The following is a 21,520-nucleotide window of genomic DNA, read 5'->3' as shown; positions in this document are numbered from 1 at the left end:
TTATCCCTCCAATTTCTTTTTTTTGCATTAAAAAAGAGCAGTATAATTGAATACTACCCCTATTAATTACTTATTATCTTTTTACATCTTTAATCTGTTCTTCTTGTAACTTAACTTGTTTTTTAAGTAAATCTCTGGTTTCAATTTGTGCATTACTTACTCTTACATTATATATTCCGATACAAACTCCACAAAATATACAAATTGCAAGGACAACAAATATACAATAAATAACAAACATATAAACATCCCTTTCGTTTAAAAGTATAATTTTGATCTTATTACTATTATATACCTGTTAATGAAACTATTATAGTATTTCTGCATAATAAAAAGAACCCTATTTCTAGAGTTTTAATAACTATATTATTTATTATTCTCAATTTCTAATCTTGCCATAAATTCTAAACCTGCTTTTGACATTTCTATTCTTCTATATACAGCTCCAGTAACCTTGTTTATTTCTAATAAACCAAAAGAAATTAAAAGTGGACATATTTTATGATAAATATGGCTTTGAAAGTCACTAACCCCAACTCTATTAGTAATTCCTGTAACAAAAGCATTTTTATACAATATGAAAAATTCTAAATAAGTAGCATTAAAATCTTTTTTATCATCAAAATATTCTCCTGATATCTTAATAGTTTTTTTCTTTAATACTCTTTTAATTTCTTCATATCCAAATTTACTCAATTTGTCTTGTTCTTTAATTTTTGCAAATTGATTCTTTAGCTTTTCATTTTCTTTTAATAATCTATTGTTTTCCTTTATTATTTTAGTAGAGTCTTCAATTTCTGATGCTCTTACCCAACCACATAAAGGATAATCATTCTCTAACTCAACTATTGAATCTTTTATTGCTATTTGTATATCCTTACAATCATCCACAATTTTTATTATTTTAGTCATAACAAATTCTTTAAATTCGTTATATTTTTCCTTATTGTCTTTTTCGAATACTTCATATGATTTGTCAGCAGCTTTCCTATATAGAAATGAATCATCTAGTACAACAGCAAATACAGGTATTCCTTTTTCTAAAGCATATTCATATTCAATTTGAGTATAACTTTTTCCTAAAATAGGTTCTATACTTCCATATCTGCCACCTAAAATTAACATATATAAATCAGATTCATTAATCCATTTTTTAATTGTTTCTAATTGTGAGGTATTTCCTGCTTTAAATAATTCCATTCCTGCTGGTATATGCCTAGACCCTAAAATAGCTTCTACTGCTGCTTGTCTTTCTTCTTTTAAATCTATATATGTTGATGAAATAAATATTTGCAATTTCTTTTTTGCCATTGTATCACTCTCCTATACAATATATAATTATACAGAAGTTAACAAAATCCTTCAAGAATATTACAAATAATTACTCATTAACCTTCTTTTATACCAAATAATTGCTTAAATTATTGCTATTTGCTCAAGAAAATCTTCCTCATTTTTCAACTTAAAACCTAAACTGAAATACATGTCTAATTTTCTTCCCTTTATTGTACATTGTAATTTCTTTCTATTTTCCATAATCCTCTATCTCCTTCATTTTTTAATATAAAAAGACACCTATATTTCTATAAGTGCCAATCTGCTTTACCATCTATAATTCTATATTCTCCTGTATTTATCAGATAAGTAATTTCTTCAATCTCCTCTATGTCACAAATACGTGTTTCATCAAAACCATCTTTTTTATAAAATAATTCTCCTTCATCTGTTTCATATATAACACTATTTTTTGTTTTTAAATTAATACAATTATTCTTAAAGTCAATCAAACTTGAACCTATCAATATCTCGTCATATTCCGTTTGCAAAACCAAATTAAATTTAATTTTTCTTTCTATTTTTTCTTCTATCTGCTTTTGCATATCCTTTAATTTTTTTAATACTTCTTTTTTAGTTAAACCTACTAATACCTCACCGTTAAATATTTGTTCAAATTCTTTCATTACGCATTCCTCCTCTTAATATTTTATATAACAAAAAGGCTATCTATAAAATTAGATACCCTTTTACTATACTGTATTAAATTCATAATATTTAATATTATTTTTTATAAATTACTTTACCATTAACCACTTTAAAATTTTTATATCCATATTGAATTTCTACATCTTTTCCCATAACAATAATACCATATACTTTTTTTAATTCCTCTTGATTTGCTGAAGCGTCCAATACTGAATATGTTTTAACCCCATCAACGCATTTACATATTTCACCGGTTTCTTTTACATAGAATACTGTTATTTTATAATCTTTTATATTGATTTTATTTTTTGGAAATGTTGCATTAACATTTGGGTCATTCTCTACCCATGCACCATCTATTCCAAGAATATATCCATTAATAATTATATTTTTAGCCATATAGCCATGTGAATCAAAATAGTACCAATTGTCACCAATTTGTTTCCACCCAACAGCCCAACTTGAACCTTCTTCATACCACCAACCTTTACTATCACTTCTCCATTCAGCATTAACTCCTATTGGATTTAATGCCAATACTGAAGCTACTATTAATGAACTGGCTATTACTTTTGTTAATCTTAATTTTTTCATCACTATACCCCCCTCTGATAATTATACCATAATTGTATATTTATTTATGTTTTTTATTAAATATGTAAAATTAACAATATTTATGAAATTAAAAATGTTGATTTTAAATAAATTTACTTACATCTAATTTTTTATTTTCATGAGTATATATTTTGTTTTTATTTGCTTATACCAGTACACCACTTTATTTATAAATTACAAAAAAGGAGAAATATATAAATAAAAGAAAGAAGAAATGAAGTGGTGTACTCATATTAACAAATAAAATAGAGTATAGTTATTGTGCATACTCAGCACTTTGTAGTCCAGTCCATTAGAACCGAGATAATTTATATCTTCGCTCAGCGTGATTCTACTTAGCTTATTAATCTAATATTTACTCGAGGAAGGTGGTACTACCCCACAGAAATAAGCAAACTCTCTAACAATGTCAAAAAAATTGACGTAAACGAACAGAATCCAATTAATATAGACTCTAAAAAAATCATGCAATAATTAAATTACATGATTTCTAACAATCTACATTTTAATAATTAATCTTTTCAATAATATTTCCGTCTTTATCTGAAATTAACATTATTGTGCTTTCAAATAAATCATTATCTTTTGCACTACAAATGTATTTATCTAATCCTAAATATTTTCCTACTTGATTAAACATTTCTAATTTATCATTATCTTCTAATTCTTCATCCAGAATTGCATAAAGTCTTAAATGATCTTCAATTCTCATTGGCATAGTTAAAATACTGTAATCGTCCCAAGTTTCTTCAACTTTAAATTCTCCAATTCTTAATCTGTCAATTATTTCATCATCTTCATTTTCAATAAGAATGTATAAAACATCATTTAATACACCTTTTACAGCATATAGATTTTTATGTATATATTTATTTGTAAACTTGAAAATCATTTTCTTTGCATCTACATCAGATTCTTCATCTTCCAATAAACTCTCCAAATAATCTTCAACATTTAAAGAACCTAAATTCTCATAATCTTCGTCCAATCCAAACTTGGCTGCATTGTTGTTTTTAATTAATATTTTCATTGCTTCAATTTCCTTTTCTTTTAACATAATTATCTTCTCCTTTAATTTTAATTATTTTATTTGGAATTTTTATCTTCCACAATCACAGGAGCGAAAGCGAAACGGTAGTGAAGCTGAGTCTTCTCTTATATATTTCAATAAACTATTTTTATATAACAAAAAAGAACCTAGTAAAACTTGTACTAAGTTCTTAATTTATACTGTGTAATTTTACTTATTTTCTTTTAAATTATTATTTTCATCAAGTATAGTAGCTATTTTTTTCAATGATTTATCCATTTCATTATGATAATTTTTAAATATTAATGTTCCTAAATATCCATTTAGACTTATTATACTCGTATCATTAAATTGTCTTTCCCCATCATTATAATTAATATCTATTATTATTTTTTCTTTCGATAATTTTGTCAAATCTAAATGTGATCCAATACATAATGTCCATTTTTGATTAATTCCTATTCGGATACTTCGGGAAGTAAATTGGGATATTTCTTCTCTATCTCTTGCATTCATTAAATTTAAAAATTTATCATTTATATGTATCTTTACATTTTCAGCAATCTTATTTCCATTATTAGATATAGATAAACATGCTAGTCCACCATTTATTATTTCAAAGATTACATTAACATAAGGTCTATTACTTTCTTCAAATTGTCTTTGTGACTCTACTATTTGCTCTCTAGTAGCCTTTGCAGACTTATAATTAAAAATACAAATTGCAATTGTTGCTATTACATATACTCCTGTTAAAATTATTATTGACCAACTTTGTAACCATTCTGCCACTTAATCATCTCCCTTTTATTATTGTAGCATAACTTTTTATTCAAAATCCATATATGACCTAATTTAGTTCTAATACTGTATTCTCCCTGCCTTACGGCGTCCCTTTAGGGACTCAATTTCGTCTATTAATTATTTTGATAAGGCAAGTTTCGCTAAAGCTCAACTAAACCCTTATAAAAACAAGTAATATCCGACTGATAAATTTTTAAATCTTTTTATATTTTAAATCAACTTATCCATTCTTTATATGATATTTTAATTTCTTAGGTAGGTATAAAACTATATATATATTATATATGATTCTATACCTACCTAACTTTTAAATTCTAGTTAAATAATATTCTTTACCTTCTCTAATCCTAGTACATTCTGAAAGAATTTCTTTAACACTCTTATTTTTTTTAACATTTTTCCATTCCTCATTAGTCATTTCACATTTATTTTTAATTTCTGATATATTTACCTTTTCACCGTTCCAATTATTAGTATTCCAATTTAAGAACTTTTGTGCTACTGTTTTAGTTCCATCAGCCTTAGTAAAACTTTCATCCTTTGCTCTTTGAAATTCTGACAATGTATCCTTATTTGTTTTAAAGTTACATTTAGGCAATAAGTTTTTAATCATTTCGAAAATTAAATATTTAGAAGCTTGGAATACATAAATATCAATATCATTTTTATAATTATAATCTCTTAGTTTTGTTCTATGAATTTCTTGATAAAACTTACTAACTGTATCTAAATATTGAAATTGATCTATTTCGACTAATCCAAAACAATAATTTTTATTACCACTTGAATAAGTCTTTTGTCTAAAAGTATCTTCATGTCTATCCATCTTTTGTAACATTTCTGAATATAATATAGCTTTCTCTTTGTCTAAGCATAATTCTAATAATTTATCCCATGAACCTTTACAACTAAGCCACATTATGGCTACTAGATAATCTGGTAAAGTATCCCAACCGATTTGAAACATTCTTGTACAACTTTCCATTTCATTTGATCCCTTAGTATTACCAAAATAATATGCTTTTCCATCCACGTTCTTAGGTATTCTATGCTTTAAAGTTGAATTATCTAACAATTGACCTAATTGACCTGCTTGCTCTTTATATGTAACGACATAATTATTTGCATGAAAACCTATATTAACTTTATTTTTTATATACTCTGCTGTTGCTTTAACCAAATATTTACTCTTATTCTTAAATTCTGTTTTGCTTATCTTATGAGCTAAGTTTGCAGTAATATTTAAATTTTCATATGTTCTACCATTTGAAATATAAAGGAATCTTAAATCGCTATTGTCTACTCCAGTTTCTTCATTATAATCATACATACTAATATATTGTGGATCATACAATGCTGAACCATCAAAAATAACCACTTTCTCAAAATCTTTATAATCATTTCTTAAATTCCTGCAACCTATTGTTGCTATAAATTCCTTATTGCTCTCACATACATAAAAGCCACCACGAGTTAATACTGTATGAATATGAGTTAACTCTCTATAAAAATCTTTTTTCATGTATTTATCCCATAATTTTTTAAATGATTCATTATCTAAGCACACTCCAATATTACAAGTATTAGAAATTATAAATCTTTTATAATTCTCTCGTAATGGTATCATTTTACTTTCTACAAGATTTATAATCTCTTTCCAGTAGTTAGACAATTGTGTTTTTTCACTCATATTTTCATAATCTACATTTGAAATTGCAGTATCTATTTTATTTAATAATTCTTTACTAACAAGCACATTATCAAGTATTTGAGGTCTTTCATCTATAAGTAATATTTTTCTTTCTCCACCATCCCATTTCTTATATTGACTACCAATCATTTCACCAAATTGTTGTAATCTAGAGTTAGTTATCAATAAAATTGGATATTTAGATTGCTCATAACCTTGAATCTTAACTTTACAATTTGTATATGTACATTTTCTACACATTTTATTCTCTGCAATTTTTATTGATTTATCTTTACAAACGTCTTCATTCCAGCCTTCTAGTAGGAACGTATGTTTTGAGTATTCTCCTAAATCTGTTTGAAGTTGTTTTAAATCTTCTAATCTATCACCAACAATGATTACACCAGTAGTTAAAATTTCTTCTTCATATAACTTAGTAAAATATTTCATTAATTCTAATTTGATTGTACTTTTACCAAATCCACAAGGAGCAGGATCAACAATAATATGACTATCTTGTGATTCTCCCAAAACAACTTTTGCAGTTTCATTTGCAAAATATATTTGTTCTGTAGTTGCCTCTCTACCACGACTTATAAATGTATTCTTAAAACTTTCTGTTATCTCATTTGACACCACTGTCAATTCATCTGTTATATCTACAATATCCTCAGATGTATATGTAACTCTTTCAAGACTTAAATTATTAAAAATATAATTATCTGTATTTATTGTCTTATTTCCTTTTTTATCTGTTTGTTCTAAATATTTTCTACCATATTCTATATTTTCTATTAATGTTATTATTTTTTTCAACCACATACATCCTTTCATACTTATATTTTCTAAACTAATTGTCTTCTAATCCATAAATCAAATAATGGTTTTGTTTCTTCTTTATCAAACACAAATATAACTTTATTAGTTTCAGCATCATAGAACATATCTACTGGTTTAACCCCATGTTTCATATATCTAGCCATTTGTAATTGATTTATTATTTTTACTGTATCATTCATATTAATTCATCCTTTCATACTTCAATTGGATTAGTGATATTACTTCACTTTCCACAATATCAAGGTTGGGGTGGCAACCCCATACCTATCTATGAAACAATTAATGTTACACTTTTACCGTTCTTAGACACATTACTTTCAACTACTTTTAAAACTTGTCCATCTACTAATCCGCATTTTTCATAGTCAAATATGAATCCCATCTCTGTATTATCAACAGACCTATATAAAATTTTATTATTTACATACATTTCTTCTGTAATTTCAATTCCTTGATATCTACCAACTCTTATTTTTAATTCAGTACCATTATTAATTTTAACCTCATGAATAAAATCTTCGTGTAAATTATTATCTTTGCATTTATCTTGATTCTTGATGAAATATCTGTGCATAAATTCTATATCAGTTTCCTTTTTTACTTCTTGATATGAATATACATTATTACTTTCTAAATCTAAATAATACTTTAGCACATCATAGAAATATCTGATTGCAAATTTGCTACTTATATTTAATTCTTTTAATACTAATGCTTTATCTTCAATAAATTCTGCACTTTCAAATTGAGTTAATTCTTCAATACTGTATTTATCACAATTATCCCATTTCTCATTTATTTTATTTTTATCTTTTGTTTTTATTGTACTTCTAGCAACACTTTTATAGTTACCTAAGATTTGGATAATTGTTGCTTTTACCTTACTATCTGCTTTTTCTTTACTTGGTTTTAGACTCTCTAAAATTATTGAATTATTATCTTCTAACTTGCTACTAATATCCTTTATTCTAGTTAATAAATATTCCTCGATTCTTTTAGCATTAATTGTCAAGGCACTTCTATTTAATTCTTCAACTTTCCAATCATTAACATAGTCTTTAGTAAACTTCATGAAATATGGATATTTTTTAACATTATTAACTAATACTGCCTTAACCATCTTAGTTTCTCCATCTTTATCAGTTTTTACATTACCATCCTTATCCTTTTGTTCAATCATAAGAATATTTCCATCTTTATCTTTTTTGTATTCAATGAAGCATTCTTTAAGTAGATTAATTTCATCTGTTGATACTGGATTTAATGTCTTTACTGCATCGATAGCTTTCTGATTTAAATATAAAGCATAATAAATATATTTAGCATTTTCATTGAATCTTTTATTTAGATACTCCTTTATTTTTTCTTCTGGTAGTTCTCTAACATCAAGTAGCCTTCCATCTTCAATATATTTAGCAAGTCTTTCTAAGAAATAATTCCATTTAATTTCCTTCATACTGTCATATATTCTTGAATTTTCGTTTCGGCTACATTTAATCATATTGTAACAAGTAGATATCCTTACTTTAGATATATCAGCTTTTTTTAATTCTTCACTATATTTTTTTATAGTTTCTTTATTTTCTTTTATTTGTTCGTAATCAGCTTTGAATAGCTCCTTATAGTATTCTTCTTTTTTATACATAAGTTTGTTATACAATTCTCTACCAGTAAATACTTTATTATCCTTAACTCTAATAAATCCTAAGTCCTGATTATAAGTATTAATTTTTGCAGTTAATGAAGCTATTTTTCCTATTGTATTACCAGAACTCATTAATATAGATTGATACATATTATCCCAAGTAAATAACATTTCTGCTCCCGTAGCACCATCATCTACATTTAAAAAAGGTATTGTAGGAATTATTGAATTATATATAGTTTCATTATCTATACAAAATCCTTCATCTAAATCCATATCTGCTCCACTAAGAAGCTTTGCTGTATCATCTTGCATATTAAAAAATATAATTTCAGAACTATAGTCTTCACCTAAATATTTTTTCAAGCTGCCATGCTCAACTAATTCTATTTTTTGTGGTTCATGAAAACTTGCTAAAGGATTTCTAGCTAATACTCTTTTACCATATTCACTTGACACATAGAATTGTCTTTCTTGTAATCCTTCTGAAATTTCTGTTGTTGATTTTCCTGTCATTATATGTTGACAATATGTAATCGGACAACAGGCTAAAGTTTTATAATTACCTTTCACATAGAACTTACTCCCACATAATTCATTTATATATTTTTCTAAGTTTCTAGCAATGGTTTCTTTTGCAAATTTAGTTTTATAAAACCTATCATTTTGTTGCATAAGATACTGAACCTTAGTAGATGCTCTTAATCCTTCATCGTCGCCCTTACTCATATCTCCCATAAAGATTTTTATTCTATCAATGTTTCTATCTTTTTTACAAATCATACTATTGTATATTTCTTTATCATAAGCAGTTAATTCTTCCATCTCAGAAATTGTTAGATTGGTTACATTTAATAGCTGATAATTCATCCTTGTATATTGCTCTAGTTCCTTCTTATTAACTCTAGCTATGTACACACTATAATATAAATCTTTGTATTTCTTATATTCTTCTTTATCTATTGCTTCATATATTTCGTCCATGTTCTTATACCACTTCGCCCACTTACATTGAGTTTCATTTAGTATTAGTGAACATTTAGAAAGATTTACTTCTTTTCCCCATCTATCTAATGTAAAGAAATCTCCATTTTCATCTTTCCAAAACATATCATTGTTTTCCTTAAAATTATCTTCAAAGTATTGCACAAATGAAAATCTAACGCATAATCCTTTAGTTGCTGTTGGATACATTCTTAGACCAAAATAATCTATTTTATATCCATATTTTTCAGATAGCATATCACAAAATTCTGGTGAAGCTAATCCAAAACCATCAAATGCAGTATGCTCTACACTTATTACTTTAGGTTCATTTAATTCTATTTGTCCATTTCTTAAAGCTTCTTTATCTAAAGTTACATATTCTCTAGCATATTGATAAGTTGTTTCTGGTAATATTGCAATCTTATTTTTCCAGTAGTAAGATACTTTATTTGTTGTGCTAAATGCTAAACTAACTCTACTAATAATATCTTTATTTATTTGCATTGTGGTTGTATTTAATTTCTCTTGAATTTTGCCACATGAAACAACCTTATGAAATAAATCTACAAAAGCTTTATCTTCTTCTGCTATAAATAGGTACTCACATACTCCATCTTTTCTAGCTATAATACCTTCGCTTAATTCTTCTTTTTTCATGAATCCTGTAGTAGTTGCTAATGCTATGAATTTCTTTCCATTCTCGTCTATGTATCCATCTTTTAGTATTTCTAATGCCTTTTCTTCATCACTTGGAAGCATTATTTTTATTATGTTGTCTATATTTATTTTCTTACTCTTATTTTTTATCTCTTTGAATTGTAAATACAACTCCATTCCAAAACTATCTGTTAACATAATCTCCTTTACCCCTTGTTTTACTGCATAATTTTTAATAATAAATTGTCTTTGTTTCATTAATTTTCAACTTCCTTTCATATTGTTATTTCTCCACAATTTCAAGGTTGGGGTAACGGTAGTGAACCCCCATACCTCTTATACAGTATTTAAAGAGATTATTTATCCAAATGAAATTGTAATTTTAAAGTTACAGGAGATAAGCTTTAATGCTTATGCTCCTATGTATTGATTTAATCTAATATTATCTTTTTATCTAGATTTTTATTTTCTAAATGGTATTTTTCATAATCCTTATACACCATTTCAATTTCATTATATTTTTCATTTATATTGTTATAATCAACATCATCAAAAACATCATTCCACATTGACAATCCATTTATTAAATCATATTGCATATTTTTACTATAGTCATACAATTCACAATCTATTAAATATTCTCGCCATGCAATCATGTTAGCTATTCTTCTCATATAATCTAATTGATGAGTTGTGACCTCTAGTTTTTTACTCATAGCTTCTAATTCTTTTTTACGGCAATTTATTTGTTCTTCTAACAATTCTTCTACTGTATGAATTTTGCTATTATTAATTAGTGTCTCATTTTCCTTTATAAAGTTAATGGTTGCAAATAACTCTGATTTCTTAGCTAAATATTCATCAATAAAATCTAATACAAAAACATTTTCTTTAGTTTTAGTATATAATTTATTAAACTTTAAATGGCTTAATTCATGAGTAATTATTGAAGGTTCACCCTTCTTTATGAATATCCTGTCTCCCTTTTCTGAATATGCTCCTCCGCTAATTGAATATCTACTTCCATATATTCTTTCATAATCATTTTCTACATCTTGTCCAAAATAAAATTCTACTGTATAATCTCCATCTCCCAAATTTAATAATTTACATGCCCTTTCTATTTCTGTTCTATAATCTTTATCTGCCTTAACTATATTTATATCCATTTATGTTTCCTCGCTTTCTTATCTTTACATACCTAATACAAAATCTAGTGCATTTTCAGTTGCACTTTTATTCTTTTTTTCTGTAGAAATATTTACTTCTTCATCATCAATACTATTTAAATCAATACTGAAATCATTATCATTACTAGCATTATCTTTTGGTGTACTTGTATCAATCTTATTGTTTACTTGTGCAACATCATTACCAACTATTACATCATTTTGTTGTGTATCTTTATACACATTTGATACATCATTTACACATTTTGTTGTATTAATAACGTGATTATGTTGTATATGTTGTGTGCTTATTTGTAAATTATTGCTCATAATATACTCATATAAAATATCCTTTATTACTTGACTTTTATTATATTGGGTTTGGAGAAAATCAAAAACGATCTTCTCCCTCGAACTTGATTCATTTAATGTAAATGCTTCTCTATTTCCCTTTCCCATGACTAAGCACCTACTTTATCAAATGCTATCTTTCCTACTTCTAAAGCACCTAAAATATTACTATATAAAGGATTTTCATGAATATAGCAACTCTTAGGTAGATTATCATTTATAATTTCTTCTAATACCTTACTTGCTCCTCCAGTCCATATTACATTATCAAAATGATTTAAATTTATAGAATCTATTTTTGTTTCATTAATAATATCATTTACAAAACTTGCTAGTTGTTTCTTAGTAAGTTTAATATCTCCTCTGTCGATAGCAATTTTAATTTCTTCCAATCTATATTCTTTATCTGCATTTAAATTTTGTAGCTTCATGTACATATCGAGTATGCCTATTTTATATGTTTTTAATATTTGAGGTTTCCCATGTTCCAGAGCAATTACATCAGAACTTCTTCCACCAACATCTATAAGAAGTAGATTACTATCTTTAATATCATCTTTAAGAGTGAAATAACTTGAATATCCTTCTGGAGTAACAAATACATCATTTATTTTTATAATCTTATCTTGCTTTTTATTTGTTCTAACGGTAAATTCAAACTCTTTACCTTTTAAATCGTTTATATATTTTTGTTTCTCTTGCATTTCACTAATTGGCAATAATAGAACTAAATTAGTTTCAATAATTTCTTCATCTTCATGTAATAATGAGATTGCATATAATAACTGTGCTGTATAATTTTTTTGAGTCTTTATGTACTCAAGATTAAAATTGCCTTTCTCAAAGAATGTGTATTCTCCATCTAATAGTACATATTTAAACCCATCTGGAAATGTTTCATAATCTCTACTTACATTACTTTGGAATGTTATTTGTTTTCCTTTTTCATTAATTGCCTTAACATTGTAGTTTCCTAGGTCTATGCAACATATTTTATTTTTGCTTGCTCCATTGTTATCATTTATTTTAACTTCATTATTCATCATTATTTCTCCTCTTTAATTTTTACTTATTTTTTTTAATTTATAAATATATGGTTATAATAGGTTTAAGGAAGGCTTGTACAGCCTATCCTTATGTAACTGTTTATTGTTGCTTGTTATGTTCTAAATATTCAATTCCTTTAATGGATATTATATATTGCTTATAACAATCAACTTTTACTTTACCGTATTCATCACGACTTGCAGGTGCTCCAAAAATCAATTCTCCTTGTAGAGCTATTGCCACAACTTCATTCCATAATTCTTCTGCAATCCCTAACTCTCCACTACGTAACAACTTACTATTTTCATATAATCCTTCTAATATATTTAAAATTAATTCTTTTTTATTCATTGTCTCAATTCCTTCTTTCTTCTTTTTTGATTTATCATTTAATCCTTATATAGTTTACTGTTCAATCTTTAATTCTGTAACATTAAATTCAGCCCCACAACAAGGACATTTAAGTGTATTATTCTTATCAATATCTATTTTTATTGTTCTCTTGCATATAGGACACTTATCTTCAATCTTTTCTTCTTTTAATACCTTTTTCATATTATCTTCATTTTCTAAAGATTTGAAAAAATCTTCTAAATTATCAAAATCAGCCATTATTTAATTACCTCCAAAACTTCTCCATTTTCATTTCTACCGTAAATCTTACCTTTTTCAAGTTCTTCAATAATTTCACAATCATATTCTCCATTATCTTTGTAAGTAAAGAATATGTTTCTGTAGCTACCTATTTTATTAACATTGATAAACTTATCAAATTCAGTAGTTTCAGCATCATCCCGACCACAGATTTTACCATTAATACATCCAATATAATTAATATCATCTATATATCCTATTTCTTCACCATCAAAGTATATGGTTTCATCATTATATGATATTTTATCTCTATAACTTTCTGGAACTGCTTCATATAATTGATTAAGTAACCCATATCCTTGATTTATATTTGAACGATTTTCTATTCTTTGCTTATCTTCTTTGAGTACCTCTAACACATCTTTCTTTTCATCTATCACATTAAAAACCATATTAATTTGTTTAATTTTATCTTCAATATAAGGCATATCAGTTATTTCATATGGTGAACACCATTTTAATTTTTCAATTCCACATTCCTTACAATAAGCTTCATTTAAAGAAGGTATGTATATAATCTCTTCTTTATTAGTTAGTTCCTTAAAACATTCATCACATTTTGGATTACTCACTAGAGAAAACTCTTTTAATTCCTCTTTGTTCATAATTACATAGCCAATTCCTTTTTTGTTTTTTAATATTTTTATCATTTTAATATTCCTTCTTTCATTGATTATTTTTGATTAATTTTTAGTTTTTTGCTATAATATCCGTATACATATTTGTAAGTAGTCAGCTTGTACATTATGATGTGGGGACATCGTATAAGTTGATTACTTTTTTATTACATCCAATTTAACCACCTCCTTTCAAAATTAAAGATTTATTTTAAATTGTTGATATATATTATAAAAATAATAACCTTCTTATTGATTATCATTGAATTTTATTTTAAATTGTTGATGTAAGTTTTATAATTAGCAGATTATATAATTATTAACTTAAAAATTTATTTTAAATTGTTTATATACAATCTGCTAATTAATCCTATTATTTCCTGTAAACTAATATTAACATAAACAATTTAAAATAACAATCCCCTTTTAAAAATATTTTAAATTGTTTATATTGTACGTGTTAATTCCTCACGATACTCTTTTACAATCATAAACCGTTCTTTTAAATACTGTGCTTTTGACATTGTACTACTACCTTTTAAAATAGTAATCACATTCTTTATATCCTTATATGTTACTTCACCTTTATTTTCTAATATTTCAAATAATAGATCAAACATTCTCCAAGTGATAAGGTCTCCAAATGCAATTCTATTCATACCATTGTTTTTATATATTGAGTATGCTCTAGTATTTAAAGTATTATATTTAATTATATTTTCTTCTGATTTATCTGATACTTTCATAACATATCCAAAATCAATATATTTTAACGTGCTTGTTTGATAATCATATATTTCACATTTGTGTGCTCTTTCTAAGTATGTTATAAATCTCTCATCTATTGGTAATTTAATATGATTCCCCACATTAACAAACATATTTTCTCTATCTACATCTTCCCATTTCAAGTTAGCCATATCTATAAATTGTTTTCCAACAATTCCATATCTTCCTAAAACCAACATCATTTTATCTATATCACTGCACTTCAGTTCTTCAAGCATATGATAAAATTCATCAAGTGTTTTATAATTAATTACAAGTTTTGCTCTAAAGGTTTTAAATAATTTAGATTTGTCAAGAGAGCCATCTGGATTTTCTTTTAACTTGTATCCATTTTCAATTGCCCACTCAATATAATTAATTATTATACTTTTTAAAACTCTAATTGTTTTGATATTTTTTCCAATTTGATTTAACATTTCTTCAATTTCTTCGTTGGTAAAATCATACAAATCCTTATTTTTCTTTTTTTCAATATCATGTATACTATGCTTATATGTCACCCAATAGGTTCTTTGCGTTATAAAAGCGTATTCCATACTACTTTCTAACCATTTTATTTTATTTATTTGAAATTTATCATAATTTTCTTTTATGTAAGAAATAGTTGGTGGTATCTTGCTTAAAAAATCATACATATTCTTCTCACCTCTACTATAATTTATTTTAAATCATTTATATAGTATCATAAAAAGAATATGTATTCAATCTAACTCTTCCACATTATATTTTTACATTCTTAAAATAGCATACTCTTTTTCATTGTTAAATTTTACCACGCAGGTATTTTCGTTATCTCTAAATCTGACACCTTCAAATTCTTTCTCCATAGTATCATAATCCATTTCTATCGTAGCTTCCAATGCATTCCAAATATCATCTTCACTTGTTGCATATATGGCATTTTTAAATTCTCTACTTTTATAATCTTTAGCTGTCATAAAGCAAAGTTCTTCCTCACACTCAATACCATTCCATACAATAAAACTTGAAAAATCATCAAAATCTACTTGCTTCTTAGTTAGAACGCTACTAAATGGTTTGCTTGGATTAACCTTATTGCTAATCTTACATTTATAGACTTTCACTATATTTTTAGATTCATCAACGATGTAATGTGCATCTCCAATAGCTTCTATTAAAGTTTTACCTGCTACACTTATGGCATTAAATAAATTTAAAATACTTTCTTTTGTGTCTGCTCCTTTGTTTGGTATGTAATTTAAATCCTTTATTAGATTTATTGAAAATTGATTTCTTTTGATTTTTACTGCTAATTCACACATATTTAATACACTCCTTAAATTTTAATTTTTACATTAACATTTCTAAATTATTCAAAATCATATCTTTGTTTATTCCCCTAGCAATTAGTTCATTAATTGAATCGTTAATTCTGCTGATTTCCTCCAATGTCATATTCATATTATTCTCGTTGGCTGCTTTAATTATTAGTCCATATAAATTTAAACTCATTTTTCTTCCCCCTTGATTTTAGGAGTAACATAAGCTATACTAATCTTGCAAAATGGATTGGTGGTAATTATGTTACTGCCTTTTTCATTTTATTAATATTCATTTTTCAAAGAGCAATTTAATATTTATGCCCATCCAAGAAGCCGATTTTCTATATATTGATAGTATTCTTCTGAATATTCCCTGCTACTGCAATTTTCCACAAAAGGTATAGATTTTTTATGATAATTCTCTTTAGTGCCTTGGCTTACATCCGCATTAACTTCAATAAGTTTTTTAACATATCCATATATGTTCTTAACACCTCTATCTAGGGCATACTCTGCGTATTCTATAAACTTTATCTAGTTTGTTTTTTGATAGTTCTAAGAGCCTCCTAGACTGATTTGGTGTGAAGCTAGTTAGTTCTATTACCTTTGATTCTTCTGGAGTTAATTCTTCTATAGAAACTTGTCCTTCTATTTCTTTTGTAGGTTTATTTCCATTTTTATCATTACTTTTACCTTGATTGATGAATAATTCGATATTAACTACATAGTATCTATTGTTTGTGTGATCTCTATCTACTTTTATCAACCCCTTTTTCTCTAACTTCTTTATAGTGCTACTTATGCGATTCTTAGAGGTAGTATTAAACGATGACATGATGTCAGAGAATTTAGGGAACGCATATCCATATTGAATTGATGTATACTCGAAAAATAACTCTAGCAAGTATTGCTCATTGACTTTTAAATTTTGAGTTCTAATATATTGACGAAATTTTATAAAGTCCTTAGATGTGTTCATTTATTACTACCTCCTTTTCCATTGCGTTAAGTTACGTAACCTTATGTACCTAATATATCACAGGTTACGTAACTATGCAATACCTTTCGTAAAGTTTTTTAAAATAGTGTAAAGTTCAGTAACTTGTAGTATACTAGTTAGTAGAAATGAGGTGTATATAATGGCTCTAGTTCATAGAAAAAGATTAAACTCAACATTAAGAAGTGATAATATGGATTTTGTAATGAAAATTTGCGAAAAGACAAAATTGAACCAATCAACAATATATGATCTTTCAATAGATATATTGAGAAAACAATTAGACGAAAAAAATATATTTGACCTTATAAATGAAAATAACGAAAAGTAGATACCTAAATAAGTATCTACTTTTTTATTGCTCTTTTATATTGTAGTTAATATAGACTTAAAGTAATTAATATAAGAAAGAATAGTAGTTAATATATAGTATTGTTTTTATACCTTAGTGATTTAGTCAAGTATTAGAGTAATACTTTTAGGTGAGTTTGAGGTATTAAAAAAGGACTACCAGTTTTTATTGTGGTAATCCTTTGTATTTTAATTAATCTTAATTTGTGCTATACTTAAATATTCATCGAAATCATAACCTTTATATGGAATATTTACTATTTTTCCTATCTTATATTGCTTTTTATCTATGCTTAAACTACTAAAGCGTTTAGGATATGGTATTAATTGTCTATATCCATCAACCGCCGCAGTATTAAACGTTTCTATTATCGAACCATTATACCTTAAAAAGAAACGTGCTCTACAGGCACTCTTATCTGAATAATTTTCAACCCAATCTTCAAAAAATTCCCTATCTTTAATATCATTTCTATCACTTAAAATTGAAATACATATATTAGTCTTTAAAATATATAAACCTAAATCATCATCATATTCCCAATCATCTATTTCTGATTCTAAAATTTGTTTTTAAAATTCATCGTATGTCATATTCGTACCCCTTAAAATGCATTAACGCTATTATCTATTGAATCAAATCTTTCTTTTAAACTTCGTACAGTTCCCACCAATCTTTTAAAATCATCTATTTGTGTATTTTTAACATTTTTATATTCATAAATAAATTGTTTTGTAATAGAATCATTCTCATCTAATATAGTTTCTGCCTTTATAAATAGTATTACATCCGATATCCATTGAGATACTTTTTCTATATCATCAGTAACTATAACATTAGATGTATTTTTATATGTTTTTTCTTTAAAAGTACCTTCCATTCCATCCACTCTCCCATAAAATATTAACCAGCACTTTTATACCAGTTATAGTTTATTTAGCCAAATAATTCTAATATCCTCTTAATTATTGTAAACTAATATAAAAAAATAAGACTAAGATTGCTCCTAGTCTTGTAATTAATTTATTTTACAAACATATTTTATTTATCTACAAAACCTAAATCTAAATTACCTAATCTATGATATTGTATTTTATAAGTAGCATCTATTATTTGATTATTAGCTCTAAAAGAATCAATTGATTGAAATATCCTTTCTATATCAACATTATTATTCCCATTATACTTAGTGCATTCTACAAATATATTACTTAGTGTTAATTGGTTGCATACTCTATCCTTAGTATCTTTATCAATATATTTATCCGAACTAAATTCTTCCCAATGCATAAATTTCCACATTTGATTACCACTTATTTCATAATATATGTCCGAATCTGTATCTTTTACAAATATAGTAGCATCTAATTTTCTAATAAATTCAAAAATTATTGATAAATCATCTATTTCAACCTTAAATTCTTTTTCAAACATCTCAACTAAATCTTTCATTGAAATGACTTTGTCTACTTCTGAATCTTTATAATCAAATAATTCAAGAATATATTTTTCCAACCAATTATTAATATACAGTATATTTTTACCTTTAATTGTATTTCCAATAATATTTATTTTGTCCTTTGCTAAAACTTTAGGTGCATTTATACTATTATACCCTAAGCTAATTGCATTATAATGCTTTATATAGTATCTTTCTATGATAGTTCTAACTCTTCCTGTACAAGTACATAATATATCTATCTCAATATTATCTAATCCATATTTTTTAATATCATCATTTAATTGTTCGACTTTATGATTTGCATATTTTAGTTGACTTTTATAAGTTCTAAATCTTGTTTGTAAGTTTTTTGCCGAACCAATATACATACGCTTATTGTCAAGACATTTAATTATATATACTCCTGGAAGAATCGGAATTTTATTCAATTCTATGTTCATTTATATCTCCTTTATATAAAACAATAAATATTTTCCACATTTATAGGACTGAATATTTTTTTTTAAATAAATATCTACATGACTCTTCTAGCCAATAATAATAAACTAAATCAGAATATCTAGGCTTAAATTGAAATTGCTTGCCAAAAATTTCATTTATAACCATATCCATTGATTTTAAAGTATTTTTCTCGCTAGTATCATATTCTATTGCATAAGATATTGATAAATTTAATAAATCATCATATAATTCTTTTTCTTTATAAATATTATCTATAAGTATCTTTTTTAATTCATTTTTTTCATCGTTATATATATCATAGATCATCTTAATATACATATACTTACTTACACTATCATTTATATCTATTTCATCCATTTTTAAGTCATTTATAACCTTGCCTAATATTTTTCTAAATTCTGTATCTTTAAATTCTTCTTGTAATAATTTCATTCCACTAGTTGATACTTCCTGTATTATTTCTTGTGAACTTCTGCATTCACCTTCATTATTACTTCTATAATAATTCATATAAATTTCAATTATAAATTTCTCACTAAATTTTAAAGGTTCAAAATATGGGTCTGTCACATATTTAAACATAATATTAAAAAAATCCTTTCCGTTATACTTATGGCTACATACAGCAAATTTGCTGTTGTACTTTCTATGATATCTTGTTTCTAATGTTTTAGCTTCACTTGCTAAACATCGATCAACAACCTTAAATATTATATTTTTTTCTCCAACGCAATTATATAGTTGCTGGAATACTTTACAAGAATGATTTCCTGCTCTTAAAGTCTGAAAATGTTCTTCTTTTCTAACATCTAAATGCTTTTCAGTTTTACCTATATATACAATATCTGAATATGGTGAATATCCAACATAAATAATTGCCATACCATGAACTTTTTCTATATTCTTATAATATATTTCAAACAAACCTTTTAATCTTGTTAATCTTCGCATATAAATCAAAATCCTTTTTAACCTTTTAATTTATATATTTCCCCATATATAGGATATTACTCATAAAGCGAAAAAAATAAGGCTAAGGAGCAATGAAAACTCCTTAGCCTCTTATAAAATATTCTCATTTATTAAGATTAATTATTTAAATTTGCCATAATCCTGTCACAAATCCGTACTATAATAAAAACATAAAGTAGTTAAAGCATTATTATTTCCCCAAATAATAAATTATAACCAGTATTTAGGATAACTCATTACACCCTAGTGAGTTATCCTTTTTATTTTTCTTTGACTATTTTTTAATCTTTTCTTTTAAACTATTCAACAACTTCATTTTCTCATCGTCTCCCTTTACGTCAGGATGATATTTCTTCGCAAGTTTAGTGAATCCTATCTTAAGCACTTCCTGCAAAAGCTCATCTTCTTCTGGTGTCAAACCGTAATTGTGGGAATTATTCTCCCCCTTCAACTGTTTCCACCCTTCAGATTTATGAAATCTTTTAGCCTCATTATATGTAGTAAATTTTGTATTGTAGTTGTAATTAATTATCTCTATATACCATTTTTTGAAATGTTCTTCGTCATTGAAAGTTTTATCATATTCTTCTTCGAAATATATCATATCTTGTATTATTTCATTTTCTTTTTTATTACGAACATACACTCTGTACTGGTTCTTATTAAACTGGTCTTTAAACTCATGTTCATAAAAATCCTCAACTGCCTCTATTATCATTCGCTCAAAAGAGTTCTTTTCCATATTCAATTTATCTTGTACCTTGTCAAATGTCTTAAATTCGTTTAAAAGACTTCTTATCTCCGATCTATAAAATGATGAACTGCCAGTTTCGCTTGTATTAAAGACTTCTTTCTCATCAAAATCAAATAAATGAATAATACTCTCATCATAAAAACTATAATTTACTGCATATTTATTTCGATATCCCTTTAAATACTTACTAATTTTTATACACACAATTATATCGCTCCCTACTACTAGTAGTTTAGTTTTACATTGCAATTATTATAACATGAATTATCAATTTTATTTCTATCTAAGTTACTCTTTGTTATCCTAATATTAATTTGAAATTAAGTGTTGACTTTAGAACTAAGGCTTGATATTGTTTGG

Annotated in this window: 24 protein-coding genes; 1 reads left to right on the top strand and 23 read right to left on the bottom strand. The window is 25.9% G+C overall.

What is annotated here, in order from left to right; all coding sequences use genetic code 11:
- Window positions 1-73: 73 nt before the first annotated feature.
- The 19 genes from BM027_RS18095 to BM027_RS00165 all read right to left on the bottom strand — a co-directional run bounded on the left by BM027_RS18095 (window position 74) and on the right by BM027_RS00165 (window position 17,140).
- A complete protein-coding gene (locus BM027_RS18095) occupies window positions 74-241 on the bottom strand; it encodes a hypothetical protein (protein ID WP_175559908.1) in 168 nt (55 codons plus the stop codon).
- Window positions 242-366: 125 nt separating this feature from the next.
- Window positions 367-1,311, bottom strand: a complete 945-nt coding sequence (locus BM027_RS00240) for a DUF4062 domain-containing protein (protein ID WP_090087415.1) — start codon at window positions 1,309-1,311, stop codon at window positions 367-369.
- Window positions 1,312-1,583: 272 nt separating this feature from the next.
- A complete protein-coding gene (locus BM027_RS00235; RefSeq protein ID WP_090087411.1) occupies window positions 1,584-1,961 on the bottom strand; it encodes a hypothetical protein in 378 nt (125 codons plus the stop codon).
- 97 nt (window positions 1,962-2,058) lie between these two features.
- Entirely contained in the window at window positions 2,059-2,577 is a 519-nt protein-coding gene (locus tag BM027_RS00230; protein WP_090087408.1) for a hypothetical protein, read from the bottom strand.
- 526 nt (window positions 2,578-3,103) lie between these two features.
- Entirely contained in the window at window positions 3,104-3,655 is a 552-nt protein-coding gene (locus BM027_RS00225) for a hypothetical protein (protein WP_090087405.1), read from the bottom strand.
- 183 nt (window positions 3,656-3,838) lie between these two features.
- Complete coding sequence (locus BM027_RS00220) at window positions 3,839-4,420, bottom strand: hypothetical protein (protein WP_090087399.1); 582 nt, start codon at window positions 4,418-4,420, stop codon at window positions 3,839-3,841.
- 319 nt (window positions 4,421-4,739) lie between these two features.
- A complete protein-coding gene (locus BM027_RS00215; protein ID WP_090087395.1) occupies window positions 4,740-6,938 on the bottom strand; it encodes a hypothetical protein in 2,199 nt (732 codons plus the stop codon).
- A gap of 29 nt (window positions 6,939-6,967) precedes the next feature.
- Window positions 6,968-7,141: a hypothetical protein gene (locus BM027_RS18090; protein ID WP_175559907.1), complete on the bottom strand. Its 174-nt coding sequence runs from the start codon at window positions 7,139-7,141 to the stop codon at window positions 6,968-6,970.
- Window positions 7,142-7,230: 89 nt separating this feature from the next.
- Window positions 7,231-10,509, bottom strand: coding sequence for a hypothetical protein (locus BM027_RS00210; protein ID WP_090087390.1), 3,279 nt, complete (start codon window positions 10,507-10,509; stop codon window positions 7,231-7,233).
- 173 nt (window positions 10,510-10,682) lie between these two features.
- Window positions 10,683-11,420, bottom strand: coding sequence for a hypothetical protein (locus tag BM027_RS00205; RefSeq protein ID WP_090087387.1), 738 nt, complete (start codon window positions 11,418-11,420; stop codon window positions 10,683-10,685).
- A gap of 24 nt (window positions 11,421-11,444) precedes the next feature.
- On the bottom strand, window positions 11,445-11,879 hold the full coding sequence (locus tag BM027_RS00200; protein WP_090087382.1) for a hypothetical protein: 435 nt from the start codon (window positions 11,877-11,879) through the stop codon (window positions 11,445-11,447).
- 2 nt (window positions 11,880-11,881) lie between these two features.
- On the bottom strand, window positions 11,882-12,814 hold the full coding sequence (locus BM027_RS00195) for a ParM/StbA family protein (protein ID WP_090087378.1): 933 nt from the start codon (window positions 12,812-12,814) through the stop codon (window positions 11,882-11,884).
- A gap of 103 nt (window positions 12,815-12,917) precedes the next feature.
- Window positions 12,918-13,169 (bottom strand): YjcQ family protein, encoded by a 252-nt coding sequence (locus BM027_RS00190; RefSeq protein ID WP_090087372.1) that lies wholly within the window; start codon window positions 13,167-13,169, stop codon window positions 12,918-12,920.
- Window positions 13,170-13,223: 54 nt separating this feature from the next.
- Window positions 13,224-13,430 carry a hypothetical protein gene (locus tag BM027_RS00185; protein ID WP_090087368.1) on the bottom strand — a complete coding sequence of 69 codons (207 nt, stop codon included), beginning with the start codon at window positions 13,428-13,430 and terminating at the stop codon, window positions 13,224-13,226.
- Window positions 13,430-14,122 carry a hypothetical protein gene (locus tag BM027_RS00180; protein ID WP_090087364.1) on the bottom strand — a complete coding sequence of 231 codons (693 nt, stop codon included), beginning with the start codon at window positions 14,120-14,122 and terminating at the stop codon, window positions 13,430-13,432. Before BM027_RS00180 ends, BM027_RS00185 begins: the two co-directional genes overlap by 1 nt.
- A gap of 413 nt (window positions 14,123-14,535) precedes the next feature.
- Complete coding sequence (locus BM027_RS00175; protein ID WP_090087359.1) at window positions 14,536-15,513, bottom strand: phage lytic cycle repressor MrpR family protein; 978 nt, start codon at window positions 15,511-15,513, stop codon at window positions 14,536-14,538.
- Window positions 15,514-15,606: 93 nt separating this feature from the next.
- Window positions 15,607-16,161 (bottom strand): hypothetical protein, encoded by a 555-nt coding sequence (locus BM027_RS00170; RefSeq protein WP_090087355.1) that lies wholly within the window; start codon window positions 16,159-16,161, stop codon window positions 15,607-15,609.
- Between the two features lie 28 nt (window positions 16,162-16,189).
- Window positions 16,190-16,351, bottom strand: coding sequence for a hypothetical protein (locus BM027_RS18085; protein ID WP_175559906.1), 162 nt, complete (start codon window positions 16,349-16,351; stop codon window positions 16,190-16,192).
- 306 nt (window positions 16,352-16,657) lie between these two features.
- Complete coding sequence (locus BM027_RS00165; RefSeq protein WP_090087352.1) at window positions 16,658-17,140, bottom strand: helix-turn-helix domain-containing protein; 483 nt, start codon at window positions 17,138-17,140, stop codon at window positions 16,658-16,660.
- Between the two features lie 160 nt (window positions 17,141-17,300).
- Between BM027_RS00165 and BM027_RS00160 the strand changes: the two genes are divergently transcribed.
- Window positions 17,301-17,489: a hypothetical protein gene (locus tag BM027_RS00160; RefSeq protein ID WP_090087348.1), complete on the top strand. Its 189-nt coding sequence runs from the start codon at window positions 17,301-17,303 to the stop codon at window positions 17,487-17,489.
- 625 nt (window positions 17,490-18,114) lie between these two features.
- On the opposite strand, the gene BM027_RS00155 is transcribed toward BM027_RS00160, so the two are convergent.
- From BM027_RS00155 to BM027_RS00140, 4 genes are all read right to left on the bottom strand, one after another.
- Window positions 18,115-18,399 carry a hypothetical protein gene (locus BM027_RS00155; protein WP_175559905.1) on the bottom strand — a complete coding sequence of 95 codons (285 nt, stop codon included), beginning with the start codon at window positions 18,397-18,399 and terminating at the stop codon, window positions 18,115-18,117.
- A gap of 152 nt (window positions 18,400-18,551) precedes the next feature.
- Entirely contained in the window at window positions 18,552-19,412 is an 861-nt protein-coding gene (locus BM027_RS00150) for a GIY-YIG nuclease family protein (RefSeq protein WP_090087340.1), read from the bottom strand.
- A gap of 40 nt (window positions 19,413-19,452) precedes the next feature.
- Window positions 19,453-20,385: a GIY-YIG nuclease family protein gene (locus BM027_RS00145; RefSeq protein ID WP_090087337.1), complete on the bottom strand. Its 933-nt coding sequence runs from the start codon at window positions 20,383-20,385 to the stop codon at window positions 19,453-19,455.
- Window positions 20,386-20,680: 295 nt separating this feature from the next.
- Window positions 20,681-21,364 carry a hypothetical protein gene (locus BM027_RS00140; RefSeq protein WP_090087332.1) on the bottom strand — a complete coding sequence of 228 codons (684 nt, stop codon included), beginning with the start codon at window positions 21,362-21,364 and terminating at the stop codon, window positions 20,681-20,683.
- Window positions 21,365-21,520: the final 156 nt, after the last annotated feature.

This window comes from Clostridium uliginosum (genome assembly GCF_900112485.1).
GTDB classification, from domain to species: Bacteria; Bacillota; Clostridia; order Clostridiales; family Clostridiaceae; genus Clostridium; species Clostridium uliginosum.
The sequence above is the reverse complement of the archived record's forward strand: the minus strand, read 5'-3'. Positions and strand labels throughout refer to the sequence as shown.

Excerpts from the sequence above, each read along its gene's own strand:
- BM027_RS00210 (WP_090087390.1), bottom strand. The coding sequence starts at position 10,509 with ATGAAACAAAGACAATTTATTATTAAAAATTATGCAGTAAAACAAGGG.
- BM027_RS00160 (WP_090087348.1), top strand. The coding sequence starts at position 17,301 with ATGGCTCTAGTTCATAGAAAAAGATTAAACTCAACATTAAGAAGTGAT.
- BM027_RS00190 (WP_090087372.1), bottom strand. The coding sequence starts at position 13,169 with ATGAATAAAAAAGAATTAATTTTAAATATATTAGAAGGATTATATGAA.
- BM027_RS00165 (WP_090087352.1), bottom strand. The coding sequence starts at position 17,140 with ATGAACACATCTAAGGACTTTATAAAATTTCGTCAATATATTAGAACT.
- BM027_RS00230 (WP_090087408.1), bottom strand. The coding sequence starts at position 2,577 with ATGAAAAAATTAAGATTAACAAAAGTAATAGCCAGTTCATTAATAGTA.
- BM027_RS00240 (WP_090087415.1), bottom strand. The coding sequence starts at position 1,311 with ATGGCAAAAAAGAAATTGCAAATATTTATTTCATCAACATATATAGAT.
- BM027_RS18090 (WP_175559907.1), bottom strand. The coding sequence starts at position 7,141 with ATGAATGATACAGTAAAAATAATAAATCAATTACAAATGGCTAGATAT.
- BM027_RS00180 (WP_090087364.1), bottom strand. The coding sequence starts at position 14,122 with ATGATAAAAATATTAAAAAACAAAAAAGGAATTGGCTATGTAATTATG.
- BM027_RS00205 (WP_090087387.1), bottom strand. The coding sequence starts at position 11,420 with ATGGATATAAATATAGTTAAGGCAGATAAAGATTATAGAACAGAAATA.
- BM027_RS00195 (WP_090087378.1), bottom strand. The coding sequence starts at position 12,814 with ATGAATAATGAAGTTAAAATAAATGATAACAATGGAGCAAGCAAAAAT.
- BM027_RS18095 (WP_175559908.1), bottom strand. The coding sequence starts at position 241 with ATGTTTGTTATTTATTGTATATTTGTTGTCCTTGCAATTTGTATATTT.
- BM027_RS00145 (WP_090087337.1), bottom strand. The coding sequence starts at position 20,385 with ATGCGAAGATTAACAAGATTAAAAGGTTTGTTTGAAATATATTATAAG.
- BM027_RS18085 (WP_175559906.1), bottom strand. The coding sequence starts at position 16,351 with ATGAGTTTAAATTTATATGGACTAATAATTAAAGCAGCCAACGAGAAT.
- BM027_RS00175 (WP_090087359.1), bottom strand. The coding sequence starts at position 15,513 with ATGTATGATTTTTTAAGCAAGATACCACCAACTATTTCTTACATAAAA.
- BM027_RS00200 (WP_090087382.1), bottom strand. The coding sequence starts at position 11,879 with ATGGGAAAGGGAAATAGAGAAGCATTTACATTAAATGAATCAAGTTCG.
- BM027_RS00170 (WP_090087355.1), bottom strand. The coding sequence starts at position 16,161 with ATGTGTGAATTAGCAGTAAAAATCAAAAGAAATCAATTTTCAATAAAT.
- BM027_RS00185 (WP_090087368.1), bottom strand. The coding sequence starts at position 13,430 with ATGGCTGATTTTGATAATTTAGAAGATTTTTTCAAATCTTTAGAAAAT.
- BM027_RS00235 (WP_090087411.1), bottom strand. The coding sequence starts at position 1,961 with ATGAAAGAATTTGAACAAATATTTAACGGTGAGGTATTAGTAGGTTTA.
- BM027_RS00225 (WP_090087405.1), bottom strand. The coding sequence starts at position 3,655 with ATGTTAAAAGAAAAGGAAATTGAAGCAATGAAAATATTAATTAAAAAC.
- BM027_RS00150 (WP_090087340.1), bottom strand. The coding sequence starts at position 19,412 with ATGAACATAGAATTGAATAAAATTCCGATTCTTCCAGGAGTATATATA.